Annotated in this window: 22 protein-coding genes; 2 read left to right on the forward strand and 20 right to left on the reverse strand. The window is 63.1% G+C overall.

The genetic code is table 11. The features are described 5' to 3' along the window. The first annotated feature begins 8 nt into the window (after positions 1-8). Together IHN22_RS00670 and IHN22_RS00675 are read left to right on the forward strand one after the other, a co-directional pair. Positions 9-1,460 carry an NAD(P)/FAD-dependent oxidoreductase gene (locus IHN22_RS00670; protein ID WP_191433047.1) on the forward strand — a complete coding sequence of 484 codons (1,452 nt, stop codon included), beginning with the start codon at positions 9-11 and terminating at the stop codon, positions 1,458-1,460. Further along, positions 1,447-2,355 (forward strand): NAD(P)/FAD-dependent oxidoreductase, encoded by a 909-nt coding sequence (locus IHN22_RS00675; RefSeq protein ID WP_191433048.1) that lies wholly within the window; start codon positions 1,447-1,449, stop codon positions 2,353-2,355. Before IHN22_RS00670 ends, IHN22_RS00675 begins: the two co-directional genes overlap by 14 nt. Positions 2,356-2,409: 54 nt before the next feature. Here IHN22_RS00675 and IHN22_RS00680 read toward each other — a convergent pair whose 3' ends face one another. The 20 genes from IHN22_RS00680 to IHN22_RS00775 all read right to left on the reverse strand — a co-directional run bounded on the left by IHN22_RS00680 (position 2,410) and on the right by IHN22_RS00775 (position 22,148). Continuing rightward, positions 2,410-2,580 (reverse strand): hypothetical protein, encoded by a 171-nt coding sequence (locus IHN22_RS00680; protein WP_158098713.1) that lies wholly within the window; start codon positions 2,578-2,580, stop codon positions 2,410-2,412. A gap of 64 nt (positions 2,581-2,644) precedes the next feature. Beyond that, the gene (aspS, locus tag IHN22_RS00685; protein ID WP_191433049.1) at positions 2,645-4,438 is read right to left on the reverse strand and encodes an aspartate--tRNA ligase; all 1,794 of its coding nucleotides are present in this window, start codon (positions 4,436-4,438) and stop codon (positions 2,645-2,647) included. A gap of 73 nt (positions 4,439-4,511) precedes the next feature. Further along, positions 4,512-5,441 carry an S-layer homology domain-containing protein gene (locus IHN22_RS00690; protein ID WP_191433050.1) on the reverse strand — a complete coding sequence of 310 codons (930 nt, stop codon included), beginning with the start codon at positions 5,439-5,441 and terminating at the stop codon, positions 4,512-4,514. A 71-nt stretch (positions 5,442-5,512) separates the two neighbouring features. Further along, a complete protein-coding gene (gene hisS / locus IHN22_RS00695) occupies positions 5,513-6,862 on the reverse strand; it encodes a histidine--tRNA ligase (protein WP_191433051.1) in 1,350 nt (449 codons plus the stop codon). A gap of 590 nt (positions 6,863-7,452) precedes the next feature. Next, positions 7,453-7,869 carry a methylglyoxal synthase gene (locus IHN22_RS00700; protein WP_087187280.1) on the reverse strand — a complete coding sequence of 139 codons (417 nt, stop codon included), beginning with the start codon at positions 7,867-7,869 and terminating at the stop codon, positions 7,453-7,455. A 27-nt stretch (positions 7,870-7,896) separates the two neighbouring features. Further along, the gene (minD, locus tag IHN22_RS00705; RefSeq protein WP_087187281.1) at positions 7,897-8,640 is read right to left on the reverse strand and encodes a septum site-determining protein MinD; all 744 of its coding nucleotides are present in this window, start codon (positions 8,638-8,640) and stop codon (positions 7,897-7,899) included. An 87-nt stretch (positions 8,641-8,727) separates the two neighbouring features. Next, positions 8,728-9,489, reverse strand: coding sequence for a 16S rRNA (guanine(527)-N(7))-methyltransferase RsmG (rsmG, locus tag IHN22_RS00710; RefSeq protein ID WP_191433052.1), 762 nt, complete (start codon positions 9,487-9,489; stop codon positions 8,728-8,730). 63 nt (positions 9,490-9,552) lie between these two features. Then, complete coding sequence (locus IHN22_RS00715) at positions 9,553-11,382, reverse strand: WG repeat-containing protein (protein WP_191433053.1); 1,830 nt, start codon at positions 11,380-11,382, stop codon at positions 9,553-9,555. A gap of 52 nt (positions 11,383-11,434) precedes the next feature. Beyond that, positions 11,435-11,788 carry a hypothetical protein gene (locus IHN22_RS00720; protein WP_191433054.1) on the reverse strand — a complete coding sequence of 118 codons (354 nt, stop codon included), beginning with the start codon at positions 11,786-11,788 and terminating at the stop codon, positions 11,435-11,437. Then, positions 11,781-12,200, reverse strand: a complete 420-nt coding sequence (gene mscL / locus IHN22_RS00725) for a large-conductance mechanosensitive channel protein MscL (RefSeq protein WP_087187285.1) — start codon at positions 12,198-12,200, stop codon at positions 11,781-11,783. The genes IHN22_RS00720 and mscL overlap by 8 nt, the downstream gene beginning before the upstream one ends. A 52-nt stretch (positions 12,201-12,252) precedes the next feature. Further along, positions 12,253-13,554 (reverse strand): serine--tRNA ligase, encoded by a 1,302-nt coding sequence (gene serS / locus IHN22_RS00730; RefSeq protein ID WP_087187286.1) that lies wholly within the window; start codon positions 13,552-13,554, stop codon positions 12,253-12,255. An 87-nt stretch (positions 13,555-13,641) separates the two neighbouring features. After that, entirely contained in the window at positions 13,642-14,193 is a 552-nt protein-coding gene (locus IHN22_RS00735; RefSeq protein WP_191433055.1) for a hypothetical protein, read from the reverse strand. Beyond that, on the reverse strand, positions 14,190-15,080 hold the full coding sequence (locus IHN22_RS00740; protein WP_191433056.1) for a ParB/RepB/Spo0J family partition protein: 891 nt from the start codon (positions 15,078-15,080) through the stop codon (positions 14,190-14,192). The genes IHN22_RS00735 and IHN22_RS00740 overlap by 4 nt, the downstream gene beginning before the upstream one ends. A gap of 2 nt (positions 15,081-15,082) precedes the next feature. After that, positions 15,083-15,868: a ParA family protein gene (locus IHN22_RS00745; protein ID WP_087399130.1), complete on the reverse strand. Its 786-nt coding sequence runs from the start codon at positions 15,866-15,868 to the stop codon at positions 15,083-15,085. 186 nt (positions 15,869-16,054) lie between these two features. Continuing rightward, positions 16,055-16,861, reverse strand: a complete 807-nt coding sequence (locus IHN22_RS00750) for a ParB/RepB/Spo0J family partition protein (RefSeq protein ID WP_087187289.1) — start codon at positions 16,859-16,861, stop codon at positions 16,055-16,057. 102 nt (positions 16,862-16,963) lie between these two features. After that, on the reverse strand, positions 16,964-17,653 hold the full coding sequence (locus IHN22_RS00755) for a response regulator (protein WP_191433057.1): 690 nt from the start codon (positions 17,651-17,653) through the stop codon (positions 16,964-16,966). A gap of 3 nt (positions 17,654-17,656) precedes the next feature. Next, positions 17,657-18,013: a helix-turn-helix domain-containing protein gene (locus IHN22_RS00760; RefSeq protein WP_087267569.1), complete on the reverse strand. Its 357-nt coding sequence runs from the start codon at positions 18,011-18,013 to the stop codon at positions 17,657-17,659. A gap of 174 nt (positions 18,014-18,187) precedes the next feature. Continuing rightward, complete coding sequence (locus IHN22_RS00765; RefSeq protein ID WP_191433058.1) at positions 18,188-19,444, reverse strand: peptidylprolyl isomerase; 1,257 nt, start codon at positions 19,442-19,444, stop codon at positions 18,188-18,190. Between the two features lie 156 nt (positions 19,445-19,600). Further along, positions 19,601-20,458 carry a YitT family protein gene (locus IHN22_RS00770; RefSeq protein WP_300985257.1) on the reverse strand — a complete coding sequence of 286 codons (858 nt, stop codon included), beginning with the start codon at positions 20,456-20,458 and terminating at the stop codon, positions 19,601-19,603. A 34-nt stretch (positions 20,459-20,492) separates the two neighbouring features. Continuing rightward, positions 20,493-22,148, reverse strand: coding sequence for an S-layer homology domain-containing protein (locus IHN22_RS00775; protein ID WP_191433059.1), 1,656 nt, complete (start codon positions 22,146-22,148; stop codon positions 20,493-20,495). Positions 22,149-22,373: the final 225 nt, after the last annotated feature.

Raw genomic sequence — 22,373 nt, forward strand, 5'->3', positions numbered from 1 at the left:
GATGGACCATGGAGCGCTACGACGTGGCGGTACTGGGCGGCGGGCTGCTGGGCTGCTTTATGGCCCGGGAGCTGCGCCGCCACCCCCTGAAGGTGGCCCTGGTGGAGGCCCGGGAGGACGTGTGTACCGGCATTTCCCGGGCAAACACCGCCATTGTATATACCGGCTGCGACACCAAGCCGGGCACCCTCAAGACCCGGCTGTGCGTGGCGGCCTGCAAGGGCTTCGGGGACCTGTGCCGGGAGCTGGGGGTGCCCTTCGCCCGGCGGGGCTCCTTAATGGTAAGTTACGGGCCCAACGCCGACCAGACATTACAGCGGAAGATGATCCAGGGCATGGAGAACGGGGTGGAGGGCCTCAAACTCATGTCCGGCCGGGCGGCCCTGGAGTGGGAGCCGGGGCTGGCCCCCGGCGTGTCCTCCGCCCTCTACGCCCCCGACACCGGGGTGACCGACCCCTGGGAGCTGTGCTATGCCGCCTGGGAGAACGCCCTGGCCAACGGTGTCACCCCCTGGCTCAACGCCCCGGTCACCGACCTGCTGCCGGAACACGGGGGCTGGCGGGTGGTCACCCTCCGGGGGGAGCTGTGGGCGGCAGCGGTGGTCAACTGCTGCGGCCTCCACGCCGACCAGGTCCAGGAGCTGGCCGCTCCGCCTACGGTGCGTATCACCCCCGAGAAGGCGGACTACCTGATCCTGGACCAGGGGGCGGGCCACTATGTCAATCATGTCATCTTCCATGAGCCGGAGGAGAAGGGCAAGGGCCTGACCATGGTGCCCACCCTGGACGGCAAGCTGCTGCTGGGCCCCTCGGAGCAGCCGGGGGTGGGGCCTCTGTCCGCCACCACTGAGGCGGGCCTGGCCAAGCTGCGCCAGCTGGCGGCCCAGGTGGCCCCCGAGCTGGATCTGGAGCTTACCATCCGCTCCTTTGCCGGGGTGCGGCCCAAGCCCTACAATGTGGTGCGGGCCCAGAGCATCCACGATTTCACCGTCACCAATCCCGCCAGAGGGCTGTGGAGCCTTATCGGCATCAAGACCCCCGGCCTCACCTGCGCCCAGGCCCTGGGGGCCTGGCTGGCCCCCCAGGTGGCGGACCAGCTGGGGAAGGGGGAACTGGACTCCACCTTCCGGCCGGAGCGAAAAGCGCCGGTACGGCCCCGGGATCTGACCCGGGAGGCCCGGGCGGCGCTGGTGGCCCGGGACCCGGCCTATGGCCGCATTCTGTGCCGGTGCGGCGGCATCACCGAGGGGGAGGTGCGGGACGCCATCCGCCGGGGGGCGGTCACCCTGGATGGGGTGAAGCGGCGGACGGGCGCCGGCCTGGGCCGGTGCCAGGGGGCCTTCTGCGGGGACCGGATTATGGCTCTTATGGCCCGGATGCTGGGGGTGCCCCCGGAGGATCTGCAAAAGGACGGGCCGGGTTCCCGGCTGCTAACAGGAGGACGGCATGGAGAAGGTTGATCTGTTGGTGGTGGGCGGCGGCGCGGCGGGGATGTCCGCCGCACTGGCCGCCGCGGGCGCGGGACCGGTTTCGGTGCTGCTGGTGGACCGGGAGGAGCGGCTGGGGGGCATTTTGCCCCAGTGCATCCACCAGGGCTTCGGCCTGGGCTACTTCCAGCGCAACCTCACCGGGCCGGAGTACGCCGCCCGCATCGTGGCCCAGATGGAGGGGGCGGCGGTAAGCGTGCGCCTCAACACCACCGTGCTCTCCCTGTCCCAGCGGCGGACGGCGGAGCTGTCCGGCCCCGGCGGGTATGAGCCGGTGGCCTTCCGGCGGCTCATTCTGGCCACCGGCTGCCGGGAAAAGACCATCGGTTCTCTCCCCGTCACCGGCACCCGGCCCGCCGGGGTGTTTACCGCCGGTGAGGCCCAGCGGATGATCAACCTGCGCCACTGGCGGCCGGGGAGAAAGGTGCTGGTGCTGGGCAGCGGGGATCTGGGCCTTATCATGGCCCGCCGGTTCGTGCTGGAGGGCTGCCAGGTGCTGGGGGTGGTGGAGCAGAAGGGGAGATGCGGCGGCATGGTACGCAACTACCGCTCCTGTCTGCTGGAGCACCGCATCCCTCTGATGACCCGGACCACCGTTACCCGCCTCCACGGCGAGGGGCGGCTTACCGGCGTCACCCTCCGCCATCTGGACAGCGGCAAGGAGGAGCAGGTGGCCTGCGACACCCTCATTACCGCCCTGGGCCTCATCCCCGAGCGGGAGCTGCTGGCGGGGCTGGGGGGTAAGCTGCCGGGCTGGGCCTCCCTGTGCGGCAACTGCGACTACGTCCATGAAATCGTGGACACCGTCACCGCCCAGGCCGAGGAGCTGGGCCGCCAGGTGGGCATGGAGCTGCTGGGCAAGAAATAAAATGAAAAACGGCCCCCATCGGAGGATATCCGGTGGGGGCCGTTCTGTTTGGTTTTATTCCTCGTCCTCTTTCTTGGTGCACACGATGTTCAGCTCGTTGAGCTGGGCGTCGGTCACAAAGGAGGGAGCGCCCAGATCCCGGACAGCCTGGGCTGTCCGGGGACCCAGGGATGATTTTACTTGCTCGGCGGAAGTGAATTCCGCCTGCGCCAAGGTTTTCGCCACAGGCGAAAACGCTTGTACGCGCAAAGCGCGCCCCGCTGTGCGGGGCCCCCTGATGATGGGCGCTTTACTCGTCCTCTTCCTTTTTGGTGCACACGATGTTCAGCTCGTTGAGCTGGGCGTCGGTGACAAAGGAAGGCGCGCCCATCATCAGGTCCTGAGCGTTCTTGTTCATGGGGAAGGGGATGATCTCACGGATGGAGTCCTCGCCGGCCAGCAGCATGACCATACGGTCCACGCCGGGGGCGATGCCCGCGTGGGGGGGAGCGCCGTAGGTGAAGGCGTTGTACATGGCGGGGAACTTGGCCTTCACGTCCTCCTCGCCCAGCCGCACCAGCTGGAAGGCCTCAATCATGATCTCGGGGTCGTGGTTCCGGACGGCGCCGGAGGACAGCTCCACGCCGTTGCACACCAGGTCGTACTGGAAGGCGGTGATGGACAGGGGGTCCACCTCGCCGGCAGCGGCCTTCTTCAGGATCTCCAGGCCGCCGTTGGGCATGGAGAAGGGGTTGTGGCAGAACTCCAACTCGCCGGACTCCTCGCCGATCTCGTACATGGGGAAGTCCACGATCCAGCAGAACTCATAGCGCTCCTTGTCCATGTGGTTGGGGCAGAAGTTGCCCAGCTTGGAGCGGAGCACGCCGGCGGTCTTCTGGGCGGTCAGCAGCTTGCCGGCGGTGAGGCCCACGAAGCAGCCGGGCTCCAGGCCCAGAGCGGACACCACGGCGTCCTTGATGGGCTGGACGAACTTGGCGATGCCGCCCACGATCTCGCCCTTCTCATCCAGGCGGAACCAGTAGGCCTTGTTGCCGGACTGGACCTCCACCTCGTTGCAGATGCCGTCGATCTGCTTGCGGGTGCCCTCAAAGCCGGACACCACGATGGCCTTGACGGTGTTGCCCTCGAAGGGACCAAAGCCGCAGTTTGCCAGCACCTGGGTGGCGTCGGTGACAGTCAGGTCGATGCGCAGGTCGGGCTTGTCGGAGCCGTACTTGTCCATGGCCTCCAGGTAGGAGATCCGCTTAAAGGGAGCCTCAGAGGCCACGTTGTAGGTGCCGTACTGGGCGAAGATGGGGGGGAGCACCTGCTCCAGAACGGCGAACACGTCCTCCTGACCGGCAAAGGCCATCTCCATGTCCAGCTGGTAGAACTCGCCGGGGGAGCGGTCGCCGCGGGCGTCCTCGTCCCGGAAGCAGGGGGCGATCTGGAAGTACTTGTCGAAGCCGGAGGCCATCAGCAGCTGCTTGAACTGCTGGGGAGCCTGGGGCAGGGCGTAGAACTTGCCGGGGTGTTTGCGGCTGGGTACCAGGTAGTCACGGGCGCCTTCCGGAGAAGAGGCGGTCAGAATGGGGGTGGTGATCTCCATGAAGCCCTGGGCGGTCATGGCCTGCCGCAGGGCGGCCACCACCTGGGAGCGGAGGATGATGTTGTTCTTGACGGCGGGGTTGCGGAGATCCAGGTAGCGGTACTTCAGACGCTGGGTCTCGTCGGCCTCACGGCTGCGGTTGATCTGGAAGGGCAGCTCGTTGTGGCGGCAGCGGCCCAGCACCTCGATCTTCTCGGGTACCACCTCAATGTCGCCGGTGGGCAGCTTGGGGTTCTTGGAGTCACGCTCCCGCACCACGCCGGTGACGGCGATGGTGGACTCCTTGTTCAGAGCCTTGATGGTCTTGACCATCTCCTCGGTCTCGGCCACCACCTGGGTGGTGCCGTAGAAGTCCCGCAGGACGGCGAAGCCCAGGCTGGCGCCCACCTCACGGAAGTTCTCCAGGAAGCCCGCCAGGGTGACGGTCTGGCCTACCTGCTCCATGCGGAGCTCCCCACAGGTGTGGGTGCGGTAGGCGGTTTTGACATTAGCCATGTGAAATCAACTCCAGATTGTATTATTTCTTTTATATATTACAAAATAGCTGGGTTTTTGCCCTTGTTTGCAATTAACCCCGCAGGTCGATGACCTTGCTGTAGTACACCTGCACGTCGAAGTTCTTGTACAGGTCGGTGCCCTGCTTGGCGGTGACACCGAAGTGGGTGAGGGCGGTGTTCTTCACGTAGTCCAGGAAGGTGACGCCGTCCACGGTGTTGAACCAGTTGAACTCCATGCCGGCGGCGGCGCAGTCGGCCTCCAGGCCGTCGATGAGGCTCTGCACATAGGGCAGCCAGGCCCCGGCGGTGGTGCCGTTGGTGAACAGCACGTCAGAGGGCTTGAAACCGGCGGCGGTGAAGGGGGTGTAGTCGGCGGGGGTGAAGGTCTGGCGCAGGTCGGTGCGGGCCACACGGGCCACCATGGCGGCGGTCTCCGCACGGGTCAGGCTGTTATTGGCAGCGAAGGTGCCCCAGTCGTCCACGCCGGTGAGGATGCCCGCGTTGTAGAAGCGCAGCACCGCCTCATCCTTGGTGTCGGGCAGGGTGGTGATGGTGTTGATGGGGGAGAGCATCTCCTCGGGCACCACAGCGGCCAGGATGGACACAAACTCCTGACGGGTGGCCTGCTTTTCCGGGTCGGGCACGTCGATGCCCAGATCCTCCAGGTACTTCACATAGGAGAAATACCAGGGCAGGGTCTCGCCGGGCTTGGGGGTGGCCATGGGGATAGGGTCTCCGGTGATGGCCTCGTTCATGCGGGCGGCGATGGCGGCCACCTCGCCCACGGTGAGGATCTGGAAGGGGGCAAAGGCGTGGCCCGTGCCCTGCATCAGTCCCACCTCGGCGCAGATGCGGGCGGGATCTTCGTACCAGGAACCGGCCTCCACATCAATGAAGCCGGGGTACTCGTTGACCTTGGGGAAGGCCTCCTCGGGGGAGATGGCGGCGGCGGAGCCCACCAGCAGGGAGGCGGACAGGATCAGAGCGGCAAGCTTTTTCATGGAATGATTCCTCCTTGTCAAATGGCACAGGTTTGTCTTTTATAGACGGCTTGAAAGGGGGAAAGTTCCATTCAGTCCTTGTCCCGGATGGGAGCGCCGGCGGACCGGGCGGTGAGACCGGCCTGGACCAGAGCCACGGCCTCAGCGGGAGTCACGGTCTGCTGCTCACCGGTGGTCAGATCCTTCACGGTCACCTTGCCCTGGGCAATCTCGTCCTCACCCAGGAAGGCGGCGTAGGGGATGGACAGCTTATCGGCGTAGGACAGCTTCTGCTTAAACTTCTTCTTCTCGCAGTGGAGCTGGGCCCGGACGCCGGCGTCCCGAAGGGTGGTGGCGAAGGAGATGGCGGCGGACAGGTCCTCGGTCATGGGCAGGATGAGCACGTCGGCGGGGGCGGTGAGCAGCTCCTCGTTCAGGTAGCCCTGGGCCTCCAGCACGGAGAACAGCCGGGTCAGGCCGATGGAGATGCCCACGCCGGGCAGCTGCTTGTCGGTGTAGTACTCGGCCAGGTTGTCGTACCGGCCGCCGGAGCAGATGGAGCCCACCTCGGGGTGGTCCAGCATGACGGTCTCATACACGGTGCCGGTGTAGTAGTCCAGGCCCCGGGCGATGGTGAGATCCACCATAAAGTGGTCCTCCGGCACGCCGTAGGCGGACATATACTTGACCACGGTCTCCAGCTCGGACACGCCCAGGTCGAACAGCTCGTTCTTGCCCTTGAAGGGCTCCAGAGCGGCCATGGGGTCCTCAGCCGCCAGCAGGCCCAGCAGGGTGTCGGCGGTGTCGGCGGCCACGGCAAAGTCGTCCACCAGGATGGCCTTCACCTTCTCGGGGCCGATCTTCTCCAGCTTGTCGATGGTGCGCATCACGTCGCCGGCCTGCTCCTCCAGGCCCAGCAGGGCAAAGAGGCCGTTGAGGACCTTCCGGTTGTTCACCCGGATCTTAAAGCGGCGCAGGCCCAGGGCGGTGAAGGTCTTGTAGATGATGGAGGGGATCTCGGCCTCATTGGTGATGTCCAGGGCGCCGTCGCCGATGACGTCGATGTCGGCCTGATAGAACTCCCGGTAGCGGCCCTTCTGAGCCCGCTCACCCCGGTACACCTTGCCGATCTGGAACCGGCGGAAGGGGAAGGTAAGCTCGTTCTGGTGGAGGGCCACATACTTGGCCAGGGGGACGGTCAGGTCAAAGCGGAGGGACAGGTCGCTGTCGCCCTTGGTGAAGCGGTAGATCTGCTTCTCGGTCTCGCCGCCGCCCTTGGCCAGCAGCACCTCGCTGGCCTCGATGGCCGGGGTGTCCAGGGGGGTGAAGCCGTAGAGGGAGTAGCTCTTGCGGAGGGTGTCCACCATCCGGTCGAACTGTACCTGGCGGGCAGGCAGCAGCTCCATGAAGCCGGACAGGGTACGGGGTTTGATCTGGGCCATAGTGATGCTCCTTTGTATCGTAACATTTGGGATTTTGGCTCGGTGAGGGCGGATATCCGCAAAAAGGCGCTCTCGTCCCTTGTCACGGGACGAAAGCGCCTGCTTTCGTGGTGCCACCCATGTTCGGCGCTTAAAAAGCGCCCTCTGGCCTTCTGTTGCGGGAAGGGGACCGCGCCCGTCTCCGGGCCCGCTGGTGGAGCCGTCTCCCGGCCGCCTGCCGCAGGTCCTTCCAGCCAGGGGACCCTTCTCTGGTGCGGCGGTGTGAGCGGTACTTGCTCCGTCATTGCGGTTTCAGCTCTTACGATATTATCCCGAAAAGGGGGAAAAGTCAATCCTTTTCCACGCTTTGCGGCAATAAAACGGGCGGCCCACAGGGCCGCCCGTCTGAATCACGCGGTAAAAGGCTTGGTCTTGGGATTGATGATGTCTCTCCAATCAAGGTCGCCCCGCGCCCCACCCGATGGTATCCATCGTGCGGGGACCCCAGTGATTTCAGATGCGGCCGCCGGAAGTGAATTCCGCCGGCCTTCGGCGGCATGAGCCGCCGCGCCGCCGGGGCGGCGTGCTGGAGCGGGGCGATGGTTTGCTGTTTAGGCGGTAAAAGGTTTGGTCTTGGGATTGATGATGTCTCTCCAATCCAGATCGCCCCGCTCCAGACCATGAATCAACATCTCAGCGGTGGCCACGTTGGTGGCAACCGGGATATTGTACTGGTCGCACAGGCGGGTGATATACTTCAGGTCCGCGTCCAGATCGCTGGACTGGGGATCGGAGAAGAAGAGCACCATGTCGATCTCATTGTAGGCAATGCGGGCGCCGATCTGCTGGCTGCCGCCGTGCTCGTGGGACAGGAAGAGCTGGACGGGCAGACCGGTGGCCTCCGCCACCAGACGACCTGTTGTGTTGGTGGCGCAGATCGTGTGCTTGGACAGGATGCCGCAGTACGCAATGCAGAATTGCACCATCAGCTCTTTTTTTCGATCGTGGCTCATCAACGCGATATTCATACTACACCTTCTCTTCCTTTCGAGATATCAGGCTCGAAGCTTCATCAGCGGGACCTTTTGTCCCGTCAGCCGCTTGGCAATGTTTAAGTAGGCGATGGCAGCCCCTCGGCTGGCACACAGGATGAGGGGTTCTCCCCGGTTGGCGCTGAGGATGACCTGGGGGTCCTCCGGCACGATGCCCAGCAGGGGCAGACCGGCGGTATCCATGGCGTCGTCAATGGTGGTGTGGAGCCGCCGCAGGATCTTGGGCTGCACCCGGTTGACCACCAGGTGGAGCTGGGGCAGCTGCTTGCGCAGCACCGACACGGTGCGCTGTGCGTCCCGCAGGGCGGAGGAATCGGTGGTGGAGACCACGATGGCCCGATCCGCGGCGCAGCAGGCCAGCCGGAAGCCCTCGCCCAGTCCGGCGGGGGAGTCCATCAAAATATAGTCGTACTTCTGCTTGGCCTGGCGGACCAGATCCCGCATGGCGTACTCGCTGAGGGGCTCGTCGGGCAGATTCACCGGTGCGGTGATCAGGTTCAGACCCTGGATCACCGGGTGGGGGACTGCCGCCCGCTCCAGCGGACAGCGTCCGCAGAGCACGTCGGTAAAGTCCATCAGGGCCCGGTCGCTGAGGCCCAGATTCAGGTCCAGGTTCCGCAGGCCGATATCCATATCGATGCACAGGACCTGATGTCCCAGAGCGGCCAGGCAGGAGCCTACGCCGCCGGTGAGGGAGGTCTTTCCTGTGCCGCCCTTCCCTGAAGTGATAACGATTGCTGTGGACATAGGTTCACTCCCGACATACAAGATTAGAATAACACATTATTTCGTCAGACGCAATGCTTAACTTAGTAACATATGCACAAATCTGCCTTAAAGGGGGGATTTCTGCATTCTGGCCCACCGGCGGGGATAGCCCTTGGGGGTGGGGGAGATTTTCTCCACCACCACCACCCGGTGGGTGACCCCGGTGCCTGGGATCTCATAGTCCACCCGGGGCAGCAGGCGGCCCCCCAGCTTGGCGATGGCCCGGGAGGCCTTGTCCACCTCGTCGCCGCTGTCCACGCTCTTCATGGCCAGGAACTTGCCGCCCACCTTTACATAGGGCAGGCACAGTTCGCTGAGCAGCTCCAGAGAGGCCACCGCCCGGGACACGGCGAAGTCAAAGCTGTCCCGGAAGCCCTCCTGGTGAGCCTGCTCCTCGCCTCGGGCGTGGAGACAGGTTACTTTGTCAAGTGAAAGCGCTTTACATACAGTTTCCAGCCAGTTGACCCGTTTGCCCAGACTGTCCAGCAGAGTGACATTCAGAGAGGGCTCCAGGATTTTCAGAGGCATACCGGGGAACCCGGCGCCGGTGCCCACGTCGATGAGGGTCTTGTCTTTGAAGTCCTCGCCGATGGTAAGCAGGGCGGCGCAGTCCAGGAAGTGGAGGTCCACCACCTGGTCGGGATCGGTGATGGCGGTCAGATTCATGACCTGATTTTGCTCCAGCAGCATGGCGCCGTATTGGGCCAGGGCTTCCGCGCCCCCCGGCGTATGGATGCCCAGTGTATCCAGCCCCTGCTGAATGCGGGGCAGCTGGGCGTCCAGACAGAAGGAGGTGGAAGTCTGGGTGGTGTTTTTCTCGTCGGCCATGGATTTGACTCCTTTTTCAGATACGTTTCCCCCAAGAGGGGAGAGAATGTGAAAAACCGGCCCTTACTTCAGGGTGATCCGGCAGGTGGCCCCGTCCAGCCCCACAAAGGCCTGCCCGTTTTCATCCACCGGCCCGGTCCAGTCGAAGATCTGGGGGGTGACGGGCTGGAAGTTCCGGTCCAGGTAGTAGGTGCCGCAGGGGAAGTAGTTTCCGGTGAGGGTGATGTTCTGGCCGTTGTAGGAGGAGGCGGCGGCAGGTACGGCGGAGCCGTCGGCGGTGAGCCAGATGCCGTCGGACGCCCCCACGGCGGAACTGTAGAAGTAGGGGCCGCCCCGGTGGCGGAGCTGGGGATAGGAGCAGGGGATCACCAGTTTGCCGGTGGTGTCGATGACGCCCCAGCCGCTGTCCTTCCGGACCATGGCATAGCCGTCGGCAAAGTGCTCCACGCTGTTGTACTGGGCCGGGATGACCCACTGGCCCTTGGTGTTCACAAAGCCGTACAGCCGGGCGCTCTCATCCAGGCAGGGGGCCAGTCCGTCGCTGAGCACGTCCCAGTGGCCGCCGCCGGTGAGGGTGGCAATGGAGGCGCCGGTCCGGTCGTGGAGGATGGGATCGGCCCCATAGGAGGGCTGGCTGATAAACAAACCGTCGCCCAGCAGCTTGCAGGACCAGTTGGGGGTAAAGGGAACGGCGGCCCAGTCCTTGGTGCTGTCCGCCACGGCGTAGCTATCGTCAGCGGCCTGCATCATCACCAGGCCGTCCTCGTTGGCGTCCAGGAACACCATGCCCTCCTCCGGGGTGTACCAGCTGCCGTCGGCACGGTACAGGGCCCAGTGGTCCTCATAGGTCACAGGGAGCAGGGAGGAGGTGGACCAGCTGCCCTCGGCCTGACCGCCCTTCAGATCCAGGGCAGTAAGGGTATAGCGGCTGTCGTCCACCGTCTTAATGGTGAATTCCTGGCGCAGCTCCGGCCGGATGAGCCGGGCCGCCATGGTGGCCATCTCCGCCCGGCTCAGGGTGCCGTTGGCCCGGAAGGTGCCGTAGTCGTCGGTGCCGGTGAGGATGCCCGCCTGATAGAAGGGGAGGACCACATCCTTGGTCTCCTCGGTGGCATCGGGGAAGTCGGTGATATCGTTGATGGGCTCCAGAAGGTCGCCGGACACCAGAGAGAGCAGCTTTATAAAGTCCAGCCGGGTGGCGGTTGTGCCCAGATCGTTGACCTGGTTGGGACCGGTATGGAGCACCATCTCCAGATAGTAGGCGGTGTTTCGGCTCCAGTTGCCGGGAGCGGGCCGCCACAGGGCGTCCCACAGATCATCGTAATACTGCTGGTAGTTCTGACTGTGGAAGTCAGGCTGGAAGTAAAACGGCGGCTTCCAGCTCTGGGTCTGCCGATTGAGGGTGCCGGTGTAGCTGGTACCGTTGAGGGTGAGGGTAACGGTCTGGCCTTCGGCGGCATTCCAGCTTTCATCCAGATTGAAACAGAGCTGGAGACTCTTTTCATCCAGCCAGAAGCCGGTTTCGCTGTTCTCGTGGAATCCGGCGGAGGCGCCGCCGGCGCGGGTGAGGACTACCTGGCCCCACTCCGCCGGTGCTTCCGGCAGGGTGCCGTCCCCGCCGCTCAGGATATGGTGGATGCGGGCGGCCAGGGTGGCAGCCTCGCCGATGGTGACGGAGCGGCTGGGGGAGAAGTTTCCGTTGCCGGTACCGTTGAGCAGGCCGGTGACGTAGCACAGACCGGCGGCGTCGGTATACCAGCTGCCGCTGGCCACGTCTGCGAAGGAGGCGGGCTCCCGCACAGCGGGGAAGGAGTCCTTCACGCCGGTTTGGGCGGCCAGGGCAGGCGTTACAAGCAGAGAACCGGTCACGAGCAGGGAGAGCAGTCGTTTCATAGCGCTTACCTCCGTTTCACGGTGGGACGCAACGTCCCGGGGCTTGTTCCAATCAGATACCGAAGTTGGCCAGCAGGGGAGGGAACCCCAGCACCAGGCTTACCACAAAGCCCACGGCGCAGAGTACCGCCAGAATGGCCATGGACACTTTCCGGGAATAGGTGCTGTCCGGATGGCGGGCCATATAGAGGGAAATGGCGAAGATGCCGGCAATGCCGGGGCAGGCGAAGAGGGGGGCGATGCCGGTGAGATAGTTTCCCTGGTTGAAGAAGGGGTAGATGTTGAGGATCACAAAGCCCACCATATAGACAATGCCCACCCAGGCCATAATACGCTTGACCGGGGAGGCGGGAACGTAGGGTTCCCGCTCCTCCCGGTTGGTGTTGTTGTCGGGCCGGTCAGTCATGGTTCTGCTCCTTCAGCAGGTCACGGATCTCGGTGAGCAGCTGCTCCTGGGTGGTGAGCACGGGCTCTGCCGGAGCGGTCTCGGCGGCCTCCTCCTTTTTGCGGTGGAAGCGGTTGATGCCCTTCACCAGGCAGAAGATGACAAAGGCCATGATGAGGAAGTTGACCACCGCCTGGATAAAGCTGCCGAAGGCGATGGTGGCGCCTCCCAGCTGGAAGGTGAGGGCGGCGAAGGTGGACTCGCCGATGAACAGGCCCACGAAGGGCATCAGAATGTCGTTGGTCAGGGAATCCACGATGGTCTTGAAGGCGCCGCCGATGATAACGCCGACGGCCAGATCCATCACGTTGCCCCGGGCAATAAACTTGCGGAACTCGGCCATAAAGCCTTTGGTTTTCTCTTTTGCGGACATTTGGTACTCCTTTATTCTGTGCGGGCGGCCACAAGGGCCGCCCCTACGTTCATTAGTGCTTGGGCACCAGCACTTCCTTGCCGCCCATGTAGGGGCGCAGGACCTCGGGAATCTTCACGCTGCCGTCGGCCTGGAGGTTGTTCTCCAGGAAGGCGATGAGCATACGGGGAGGAGCCACCACGGTGTTGTTCAGGGTGTGGGGCAGGTAGGTGCCCTTCTCGCCCTTGACGCGCATCTTCAGGCGGCGGGCCTGGGCGTCGCCCAGGTTGGAGCAGGAGCAAACCTCGAAGTACTTCTGCTGACGGGGAGACCAGGCCTCGATATCGCAGGACTTGACCTTCAGGTCGGCCAGGTCGCCGGAGCAGCACTCCAGCTGACGGACGGGGATGTCCAGGGAGCGGAAGAGCTCCACAGAGTAGCGCCACATCTGCTCGTACCACTTCATGGAGTCCTCGGGCTTACAGACAACCACCATCTCCTGCTTCTCGAACTGATGGATGCGGTACACGCCCCGCTCCTCGATGCCGTGAGCGCCCTTCTCCTTGCGGAAGCAGGGGGAGTAGGAGGTGAGGGTCTGGGGCAGCTTCTCCTCGGGGATGATCTGGTCGATGAACTTGCCGATCATGGAGTGCTCGGAGGTGCCGATCAGATACAGGTCCTCGCCCTCGATCTTGTACATCATGGCGTCCATCTCGGTCTGGGACATAACGCCCTCCACCACGTTGCCGTGGATCATGAAGGGGGGCACGCAGAAGGTGAAGCCCTTGTCAATCATAAAGTCACGGGCGTAGGCCAGCACCGCCTCGTGGAGGCGGGCAATGTCGCCCATCAGGTAATAGAAGCCGTTGCCGGACACCCGGCCGGCGGCGTCCATGTCGATGCCGTCGAAGGATTCCATAATCTGAGTGTGGTAGGGGATCTCATAGTCGGGGGTGACGGGCTCGCCGAAGCGCTGAACCTCCACGTTGCAGGAGTCGTCGGGGCCGATGGGCACAGAGGGGTCGATGATGTTGGGGATGACCAGCATGATCTTACGGATCTCCTCGGCCAGCTCGGTCTCCCGGTTCTCCAGGAAAGCCAGACGGTCGGCGTCCGCCTTGACCTCGGCCTTCAGCGCTTCGGCCTCGGCCAGCTTGGAGGGGTCCTTCTTGGACTGGCCCATCAGCACGCCTACCTGCTTGCTCTTGGCGTTGCGGGCGGTACGCAGGTCCTGGGCCTCCTGGATGGTCTTGCGGTTCTCAGCGTCCAGGGCGATAACCTGGTCCACCAGGGGCAGCTTTTCGTCCTGGAACTTCTTCTTGATGTTTTCCTTAACGATCTCGGGGTTCTCACGAACAAACTTGATATCCAGCATGGTGTGATACAACCTTTCTGATAATTGATAGGGAAGAGGGGGCAGGGGGCTTTCTGCCGCCTGCTGTTTCACGTGAAACAATACCCCTTAATAAAGGGCCTCGTAGATCTCCTGATAGCGGTCGTAGGGGGAGAAGCGGTCGTTGTCGGTGATGCTCTCCTTGGGCAGGTACTCCGGCAGCTCTTCGCCCATATCCTCAATGAGGGTGCGGGCCTGGGTGTAGCGGCCCCGCACATAGGCTTCGTTGATCTGCCAGAACCAGTCCATGGCCTGGGTGCTCTTGGTCAGCTCCTCGTTCTCCTGCTCCAGTTCCTCCAGACGGTCCTCCTGATCCCGGATGGTCTGCTGGTTTTCGGAGACGGCGGATTGCAGATCTTCCACCTGTTTGGTCAGGGTCTCATTCTGGGCAATGGTATTTTGCAGGGACTGGGTGGCGGAGTTGGAGGTCTCCTGTAGGTTGTCGATGGCCTCCTGATTGGCCCGACGCTGCATGAGGAAGGACATGAGCAGCAGCAAAAAGGCTGCTGCGAACAGGATCATCAGATAGAAGAGCACCGGGTTGCGCTTGGTTGGCTTTTCATGCTCGGCCTCATGCTGGAGGCGGCTGCGCTCCTGCTTCTCGGGATCGGGTTTGCTCAAAGGTCGGCACCTCCCTGATTGGAGGAGGGCAGCTGTTCCAGCAGGTCCAGCAGCGTATTCAGATCCTCCGGATTATAGTATTCCAGTTCTATTTTACCCTTTTTCTTACCGCTGATAATGTTGACTTTGCGGCCAAACCGGGCGGCCAGGGATTTTTCCGCCGCCCGCAGGTAGATGGACAGGTCGGGGCCGGGCGGGGGAGAGGGGGGCTCCTTTTCGCCGGCTGCCAGCCGCTTGGCCAGGGCCTCGGTCTGCCGGACGCTGAGATCCTCGGCAATGACCTTTTGGGCCAGCTTCTTTTGCAGCTCGCCGGTGGGGGCGGCCAGAATGGCCCGGGCGTGTCCGGCGGACAGCTTGCCCTCCTCCAGCAGCTGGTGGACGGGGTCGGGGAGGGCCAGCAGCCGCAGGGCGTTGGCTACCGCCGGGCGGGATTTGCCCACCCGCTGGGCCACCTCCTCCTGGGTGAGGCCGTACTCGTCCATCAGGACTTTGTAGCCGTTGGCCTCTTCCACCGGGTTCAGGTCCTCCCGCTGGAGGTTTTCAATGAGGCCCAATTCCATGACCTTCCGGTCGTCGGCCTCGATGATGACGGCGGGAATTTCGGTGAGGCCCGCCAGCTTAGCGGCCCGCCACCGGCGCTCCCCGGCGATGATCTGATAGTAGCCGGAGGCCAGCCGCCGCACAGTCAGGGGCTGAATGACCCCGTGGGTGCGGATGGAGTCGGCCAGGTCCTGGAGGGATTCCTCGTCGAACCGCTTCCGGGGCTGTTTCAGGCCAGGTTCCACTTGGGAGATGGGGAGGGAGAGGGAACCACCCTCCTGGGACTGGAGGGCGGCGTCGCCCAGCAGCGCGCCCAGGCCTCTGCCCAGGCCGCGTTCCAATGCCATAGTCATTCGCTCCTTTCTTCCCGGGTAATGGCAAATTGGTTGTGTTCCAGCAGCTCGGCCGCCAGGGCTCCATAGGCCTCAGCCCCCCGGGAATAGGGGTCATAGGCCTGCACCGGCTTGCCAAAACTGGGGGCCTCGGACAGACGGACGTTGCGGGGGATTACCGTGGCGTACACCTGACCAGGGAAGTGGCGCTTGACCTCCTCCGCCACCTGCATGGACAGATTGGTCCGCCCGTCGTACATGGTGAGGATGACTCCTTCCAGTCCAATTCTGGGGTTGAGGGACCGCTTGACGATGCGGATGGTAGAGAGCAGGTCGCTCAGTCCTTCCAGTGCGTAATATTCGCACTGTACCGGCACCAGCACGGAATCGGCGGCGCACAGGGCGTTGAGGGTGAGCAGCTCCAGAGAGGGGGGACAGTCAATGAAGATATAGTCATAGTCTGACTCCAGGGTATCCAGGGCGTTTTTCAGCAGATACTCCCGGTGGTCGGCGGTGATCATCTCCACCGTGGCGCCTGCCAGAGACTTGTTGGCGGGGATCACATCCACATAGGGAGTGGACACCACGGCCTTGTGTACGTCGGCGCCGTTGAGAAGCACATCGTAGATGTTGGGGGAGATGGTCTTGTCCACACCGAAACCGGAGGTGGTATTTGCCTGGGGGTCAAAGTCGCAGACCAGCACCCGCTGGTCCAGCTTTTTCAGGGCGGCGGCCAGGTTGACGCAGGTGGTGGTTTTGCCCACCCCGCCCTTCTGATTTACAATAGCGATGGTTTTTGCCATAGCGCACCTGCCTTTTTCTTGTAAAGGTTCAGGCTCTATTATATCCCCTTGCCTGACGCAATTCAACAGCAAAAGAAAAAGAATGGTTGTTCCTTAAGTTGTTTCACGTGAAACACAGCTTAATTGTCAAACAGAAAAAGGAGTGTTTCACTGTTTCACGTGAAACACTCCAAAAGAGAGGGAAGGCTATGATTTGGGAATGGTAATGGTCAGCTGGATGGAGTCCGCCGTCTCCTGGCGTTTGCAGTTGGCGTTCACCCCGGCGCTTTTCATGATGGACAGCCCACGGGTAACGGTGTTGAGGAAGAGCCGCACATCCTTAATAATAAAGGCGGGCTTCTTTCGGGCGGGCTTGTCCGGGGCGGGGTGGAGCAGCTCCTCCACATATTGCTCGGTCTTGGCCACCGTCAGGCCCTCCTCCGCCACATAGCGGGCGGCGGCCTCCTGGGCGGCGGGGTCGTCCAGTTTCAGGAGGGCCCGGGCGTGGCGCTCGGTGCAGCCGTGCTCCCGGAGGACCGACAGGGCGGCAGGGGGGAGCCGCAGCAGCCGCAGCTTGTTGGCCACGGCGGACTGGGACTTGCCCACCCGTTTGGCGGCCTCCTCCTGGGAGAGCCGGTAGGTCTGAATGAGAGAGGACAGAGCGGCGGCCTCCTCCACAAAATCCAGGTCCCGGCGCTGCAAATTTTCCACCAGGGCCAGCAGGGAGGACTCCTGCCCATCCACACTGACAATGATGCAGGGCACCTCGGTGAGCCCCGCCAGCTTGGAGGCCCGCAGACGGCGTTCTCCCGACACCAGCTCCAGCCCGGTGCTTGTCCGGCGCACCGACAGGGGCTGGAGCACCCCGTGCTCCTTAATGCTGGCCGCCAATTCCTCCAGCCCGTCCTGGGCAAAGACCTTTCTGGGCTGGGCCGGATTGGGGGAAATGGCGGAAATGGGCATAAACTGGACCCGGTTGCTTTCAAACAGGCCCTTTCGACGTAGCAGCGGCATAAAAGCGCCTCCTTCGCGGTGGTAAGTAGTTGGTCTGACTATAGATTACCATATTTTTCCGCAAAAGAGGCCTAAGGGTGTCGAATAGGAAATATTTTCCATTTACCGGTCCTTCTGGTCCAGAGCCTGGGCCAGGTGGCGGAGAAAGATCAGATTGCTGGGCCGCTGGGGCGGCAGGCCGCCCATCAGGTCGATGTAAGCCGGGCGGGCGGCGGCGTGGAGCTTGTCCACCATGGAGCGGATGTTCTTTTCCACGCTGCCGTAACAGGTGCGCTGACCGGCAATGGTGGGGGCGTAAGCCTCCTTCAGCAGGGCGTTGGGGTGCTGATGGAGGACCACGGCGGCCCGTGCCGCCGCCTCCATGCCCAGGCCGGAGGCTCCCATGGAGGACAGCAGTTCCAGAGCCTGACGCTCCAGAGGCGCGCCGCAGAGGAACTGGAGCAGTTCCGGCAGGGCCTGGACATTCACTGGCTTGACCAGATAGTAGCTGGCGCCCAGGGAGAGGGCGCACCCCACCACTCCCTGGTGGGAGATCTGGGAGGTGACCACCACCACAGGGCCATCCCGCCGCCGGCCCATGGCCCGCAGCACCCCCAGCCCGTCCAGGTTGGGCATGACCAGGTCCAGCAGCACCGCGTCGGGCTGCAGCAGGTCTATGAGGGCCAGGCACTCCAGCCCGTCGGCGGCCACACCGCACAGGGAGAGCCCAGGCAGCCGGGGCAGGGCTTCGCTCAGCAGCCGCCGGGCGGCGGGGTCATCCTCCGCCACCAGCACCCGAATGTGGGCAGCCATGCCCTATTCCTCCGGGCCCATGGCCTCTGCCGCCTCCAGGGCCAGCAGAAGCATATGGGCGGCCAGTTCCCGGTCCAGCGGAGAGGTCTGGCGTAGATGGCGCTCCAGCCGATCCACCGCCGGGTCCTCCGGCGGAGTGCCGTGGGCCAGGAAGTCCAGTCCTACTCCCAGCACCTGGCTCATTTCGACAAAAATAGACATAGACATACACTTTTTACCCTGCTCAATGTCGCTGACGTACTGAGCTGTAATGCCAAGCCGCTCGGCCAGCTGTTCCCGGCTCATGCCCAGCTGGGCGCGGGAGTTCCACACCCGTGTGCCCACTTCACCCAGCCACCGCTTTTTCTCTTGTTTTTCCACAGCAGCCACCCCGCATATCTGAGGATATCCCAACTATAGATATAGGGTGTCACAACTCAGTATTTTTACAAGAAACTATCGTTTTAAATCAAATAATTATAGTTGAAAGAATGAATAAAAAACGCAGCAGCCGGGACAAAGCCGGGCTGCTGCGTGGGGATGCGAAAAAGGGCCTCAGGCTGCGGGGGAGGCGGAAGGCTCCGCCGCGGGGGATTCGGTCTCAGGAGCGGGGCTCTCGGTCTCCGCCGAGGGGCTGGCAGAGGCGGCGGCCTCGGCCTCGGCCTGCTGCTCCTCCTGCCACTCCAGGACCATGTTCATCATGAAGTCGTAGAAGGCCTTGGGGTCCAGGTTGTCATAGGCCTCGGTGGTCTCCACCTTGGCGTCCGCCGTCCACTGGTCCAGCAGCTGGTTCATGGCATAGTCGGTGTAGGCGGTGCGGGTCTCCTCATTGTCGGCGTCCTGCCGCAGCAGGATGTGGTAGCCGTAGTCGGTCTCCACGGGCTGGCTGATCTGGCCCACCTCCAGATCGGTACCGGCGGTGACGAACTCGGTGACCAGGGAGCCGCTGCCGTCCACCATGGCGCCGGTGGACAGGAAGGTGTAGCCCTCAGGCTTATACAGCTCGCCGGTGGTCTCGTCCCGGCCGTCGTCGCTCTGCTCGTTCATAGCGGTGTCGAAGGCGGCAGCGGGATCGGCAGCAGCGGTGATCTCAGCATACAGGGCGTCGGCCTCCGCCTTGGTGGCCGCCTTCTCCTCATCGGTGGGATCGGAGCCGTCGTCGTGCTGGGGGAAGGCCAGCAGGATGTGCTTGCAGCTGTAAATGCCCTCGGAATCGATCATGTTCCGGATGTCATCATCGGTGGGGTCCAGCTCGCCGGACTCCTTCAGGGACTCCTCCAGACCGGTCACCAGGTAGTAGGCGTCGTTCAGGCCCAGGTAGCCCTCCCGGCTGATGCACTGCTGGTCCAGCCACTCCTGGGTGGTCAGGCCGTAGTAGGCCTCATACATGGCGCCCATCTGGTCCAGCTGCTCCTCAGCCTCGGCCCGCTGATCCTCGGTGACCACGATGCCCGCCTCGTCGGCATGGTTGGCAACGGCGGCGTACAGCTTGCTGATCTCCAGGGCCTGCTCCTTCAGGTAGTCGGCGGTGGGCTGGCCCTCGATCTCCTCCTCCCAGGCCTCGTCGTCGGCCAGATAGCCGGCGCTCTTGGCGGTGGAGATGCTGGTCAGCAGCCAGTACAGGTACTGGTCAGCGGTGACCTCCCGGCCGTCCACGGTGAAGAGCACGGTGTCCCGGCTCAGGCCGGTGGCCTGATAGGCGATATCATCGGCGGCGGGGGTGGGCTGGGGCTCCGCTGCGCCACATCCGGCCATAGCCCCGGCCAGAAGCGCGCCGCACAGTCCGGCGCACAAGAGTTTCTTCCAATTCATATCTCGTTCCTCCTTGTGATTGCCGGACTGTTCCGGCGAAACAGCACTAGTGTACACCTTTTTTTCTCTACAGGCAAGAAAACCGGGGCGGCGTTCATCGAAAATTCACAAACGCCGCCCCGGTACAGGGGGTATAGATCTATCGGTGTTCTGCCCCTACGCCCGCAGGAAGCCCTTGCCGAAAATCTCGCTGGAGTTGGCCACGATCATAAAGGCGTGGGGGTCCACCTGCTTCAGATAGCGGCGCAGGGTGACCGCCTGCCTGCGGGAGAGAACGGTGAGCACCACATGGTGGACGTCGTGGGTGTAGGCTCCCTGAGCGGTCCAGATGGTGGCGCCCCGCACCAGGGTGTGGGTGACGTAGTCACAGACGTGTTCCGGGTCGGAGGTGATGACAAAGAAGGCCTTCCGGCGGTTGAGGGACTCAATGGCCGAGTCCACCAGCACCGACTTGAGGGCCAGACCCAGCAGGGAACACAGGCCCGCTGTGGCGTCAAAGACGAAGAGGGCGGCAGCGGCAATGGCCACGTCCGAGATGAGCAGGGCGGTGCCCACGTCCAGACCGGTGTACTTCTTCAAAATCATGGCGGCGATGTCGGTGCCGCCGGAGGAGGCGTCGATGTTGAACAGGATGGCGGCCCCCAGGGCGGGCAGGATCACCGCGAAGAAGAGCTCCAGCATCAGCTGATCGGTGAGGGGGGCGGTGAGGGGCCACACCCAGGAGAACACCTGGATCAGGCCCGCCGACAGCAGGGAGCAGTACACCGTCCGGAACCCGAAGCTCTTGTCCAGCATAATAAAGCCCAGGATCAGGAAGAGCACATTAATAATGGTGTTGTAGGAGGAGGCCGACAGCACGGGCAGCACCTTGCCCAGCAGGATGGACAGGCCGGACACCCCTCCCATGGAGAAGTTGTTGGGGAATTTGAAGCAGTAGACGCCCACGGAGATCATGACCGTGGCCACGTTCATCCAGAAAAATTCCTTCCAGAATCGCTTTTTGTCCGATATCATGTCCATCTCTCCTTTTCGTCAGGGGGGAGTCCTGTCATCGGGCGGCCTGGACGGCGCTCCACACGTCATATCCGCTGCTGGCGGGGATGGTGCCCACCCGCCACAGGGATACCCCGGTGATGCCGAACATTTTGGCCAGCTGGAGCTTGTCCGCCACGCTGCGGGCGTCCTCATACCACACTTTGTAGCGCTCCCCCTCTTCATTGGTGTAGATGGCGTAGGGATTGCGGTACTTGTCGCTGTAGGTTACCACCGTGTCCGGCTGGGCCAGCCGGGCGGCCAGGGTGGAGGCGCCGGGGTGGTAGATGGTGGTGTCCAGGAGTTTTCCGTCCTTGTCAATGTGGAACCCGGCGGTGCCGAAGGAGATGGCCAGGGTGATCTTGCTCACATCCTGGACGCCGGCATCCGGATCGGTGATATCCCGCAGGGCCTCGTACACGCTGGCGATGGGGGTGACGGGGGAGTCGGTGTTGCCGGTGCCCACATAGGACTCCGGGATGGAGGTCCACTGGTAGTCGTGGGCCATGAGGATCACCTTGTCGCACACCTCACCCAGGCCCCGGTAGTCAAAGCCGGTGTACCAGGTGTCGGGCTGGACGCACACATACAGGGTCTTGCTGTCGGGCAGAGCGGCCCGCAGCTCCTGCATGAAGGTGACATAATTCTTCTTTATGGTATCCCCCTTCAGCCCCTCGAAGTCGATGGTCAGGCCGGCGTAGTCTCCGGCGGCGGCCACCAGGGCGTCAATGGCCTGGGCCCGGGCGTTGGAGTTGTTGACCACAGCGGCCACGGTGGAGGTGGTGGAGCCGTCGGCCAGGGTCACCGAGTCGGTGGCAGAGCCAAAGACACACAGGTTGTAGTCTACCCCGTGGCTGGTAAAGTAGTCGGTGGCGGGGGTGGGATCGGAGGGTTTCACCCAGTCGTTGCCGTTTGCGCTGGTGGAGTTGAGGGTGGGGCCGTTTTCGCCGTACTCCAGCCGGGCCCAGCCCACGCTGACGGCGTCCATATCGGCGGTCAGGTTGATCTGGGAGTAAGAGGAGAAGGCGTAGAAGCCGTGGAGCCAGTCCACCTTGGAGATGTACCGCTCATATACCCGCACCAGCATGGTGGCGGCCTCCTCCCGGGTGGCCGAGTGGGAGGGCAGGAACTTGAGCTGACCGTTGGGGCCGGCCACCCCCTTGATCATGCCGATGTCATAGGCAATGGCGATGTAGCCCGCGTTGCTCTTCACATCGTCAAAGGGGAGGGACAGGGAGGACAGATCCTGGGCCAGGGTGTCGTACCCCAGGGCCCGGACCAGCATCACCGCCATCTCCTCCCGGCTGATGAGATCCAGGGGCCGGAAGGCGCCGTTGGGGTCCATCACGTCGTGGGCCCGGGCGGTCTCCACCGCGGAGTAGTACCACTCCTTGGTGCCGCAGTCTATGTAGGAGGGGGAGGACGGGGAGATCATGTCCCAGTCAAACATCCGGCACAGGACGGTGACAAATTCCGCCCGGGTGATGTCGTCGCCGATGCCGAACCGGCCGTCGGGGTAGCCCTCCATCAGGCCGTAATCCCGGGCCTTGTCGATGTCGGCCTGGGCCCAGTGGCCGCCGGTGTCGGAAAAAGCCCGGGCGGCGGGGGAGAGGGGTGCGGCGCAAAGCAGTAAAACGGCGGTGAGAGCCGCCGCACAGATCCGGCGCTTCATGAAAAAAAGACCTCCTTTATCATGGGTAAAACAGGAAATTGGGTCTGACATCTATTATTTTAACAAAGGAGCAGGCAAAGTACAACGAAAAACGGAGGGCCTCCCGGGCGGGAGGCAGAAAAAACCCTGTATAAATCAGACAAAATGAATAAAAAGGGGTGACGAGAACGCTGTTTTTTGATAGAATATGGTCAGTTGCAGAGGGATGCAGAATTCGATACAATA

The organism is Flavonifractor sp. An112 (assembly GCF_904377885.1).
Lineage (GTDB): Bacteria > Bacillota > Clostridia > Oscillospirales > Oscillospiraceae > Flavonifractor > Flavonifractor avicola.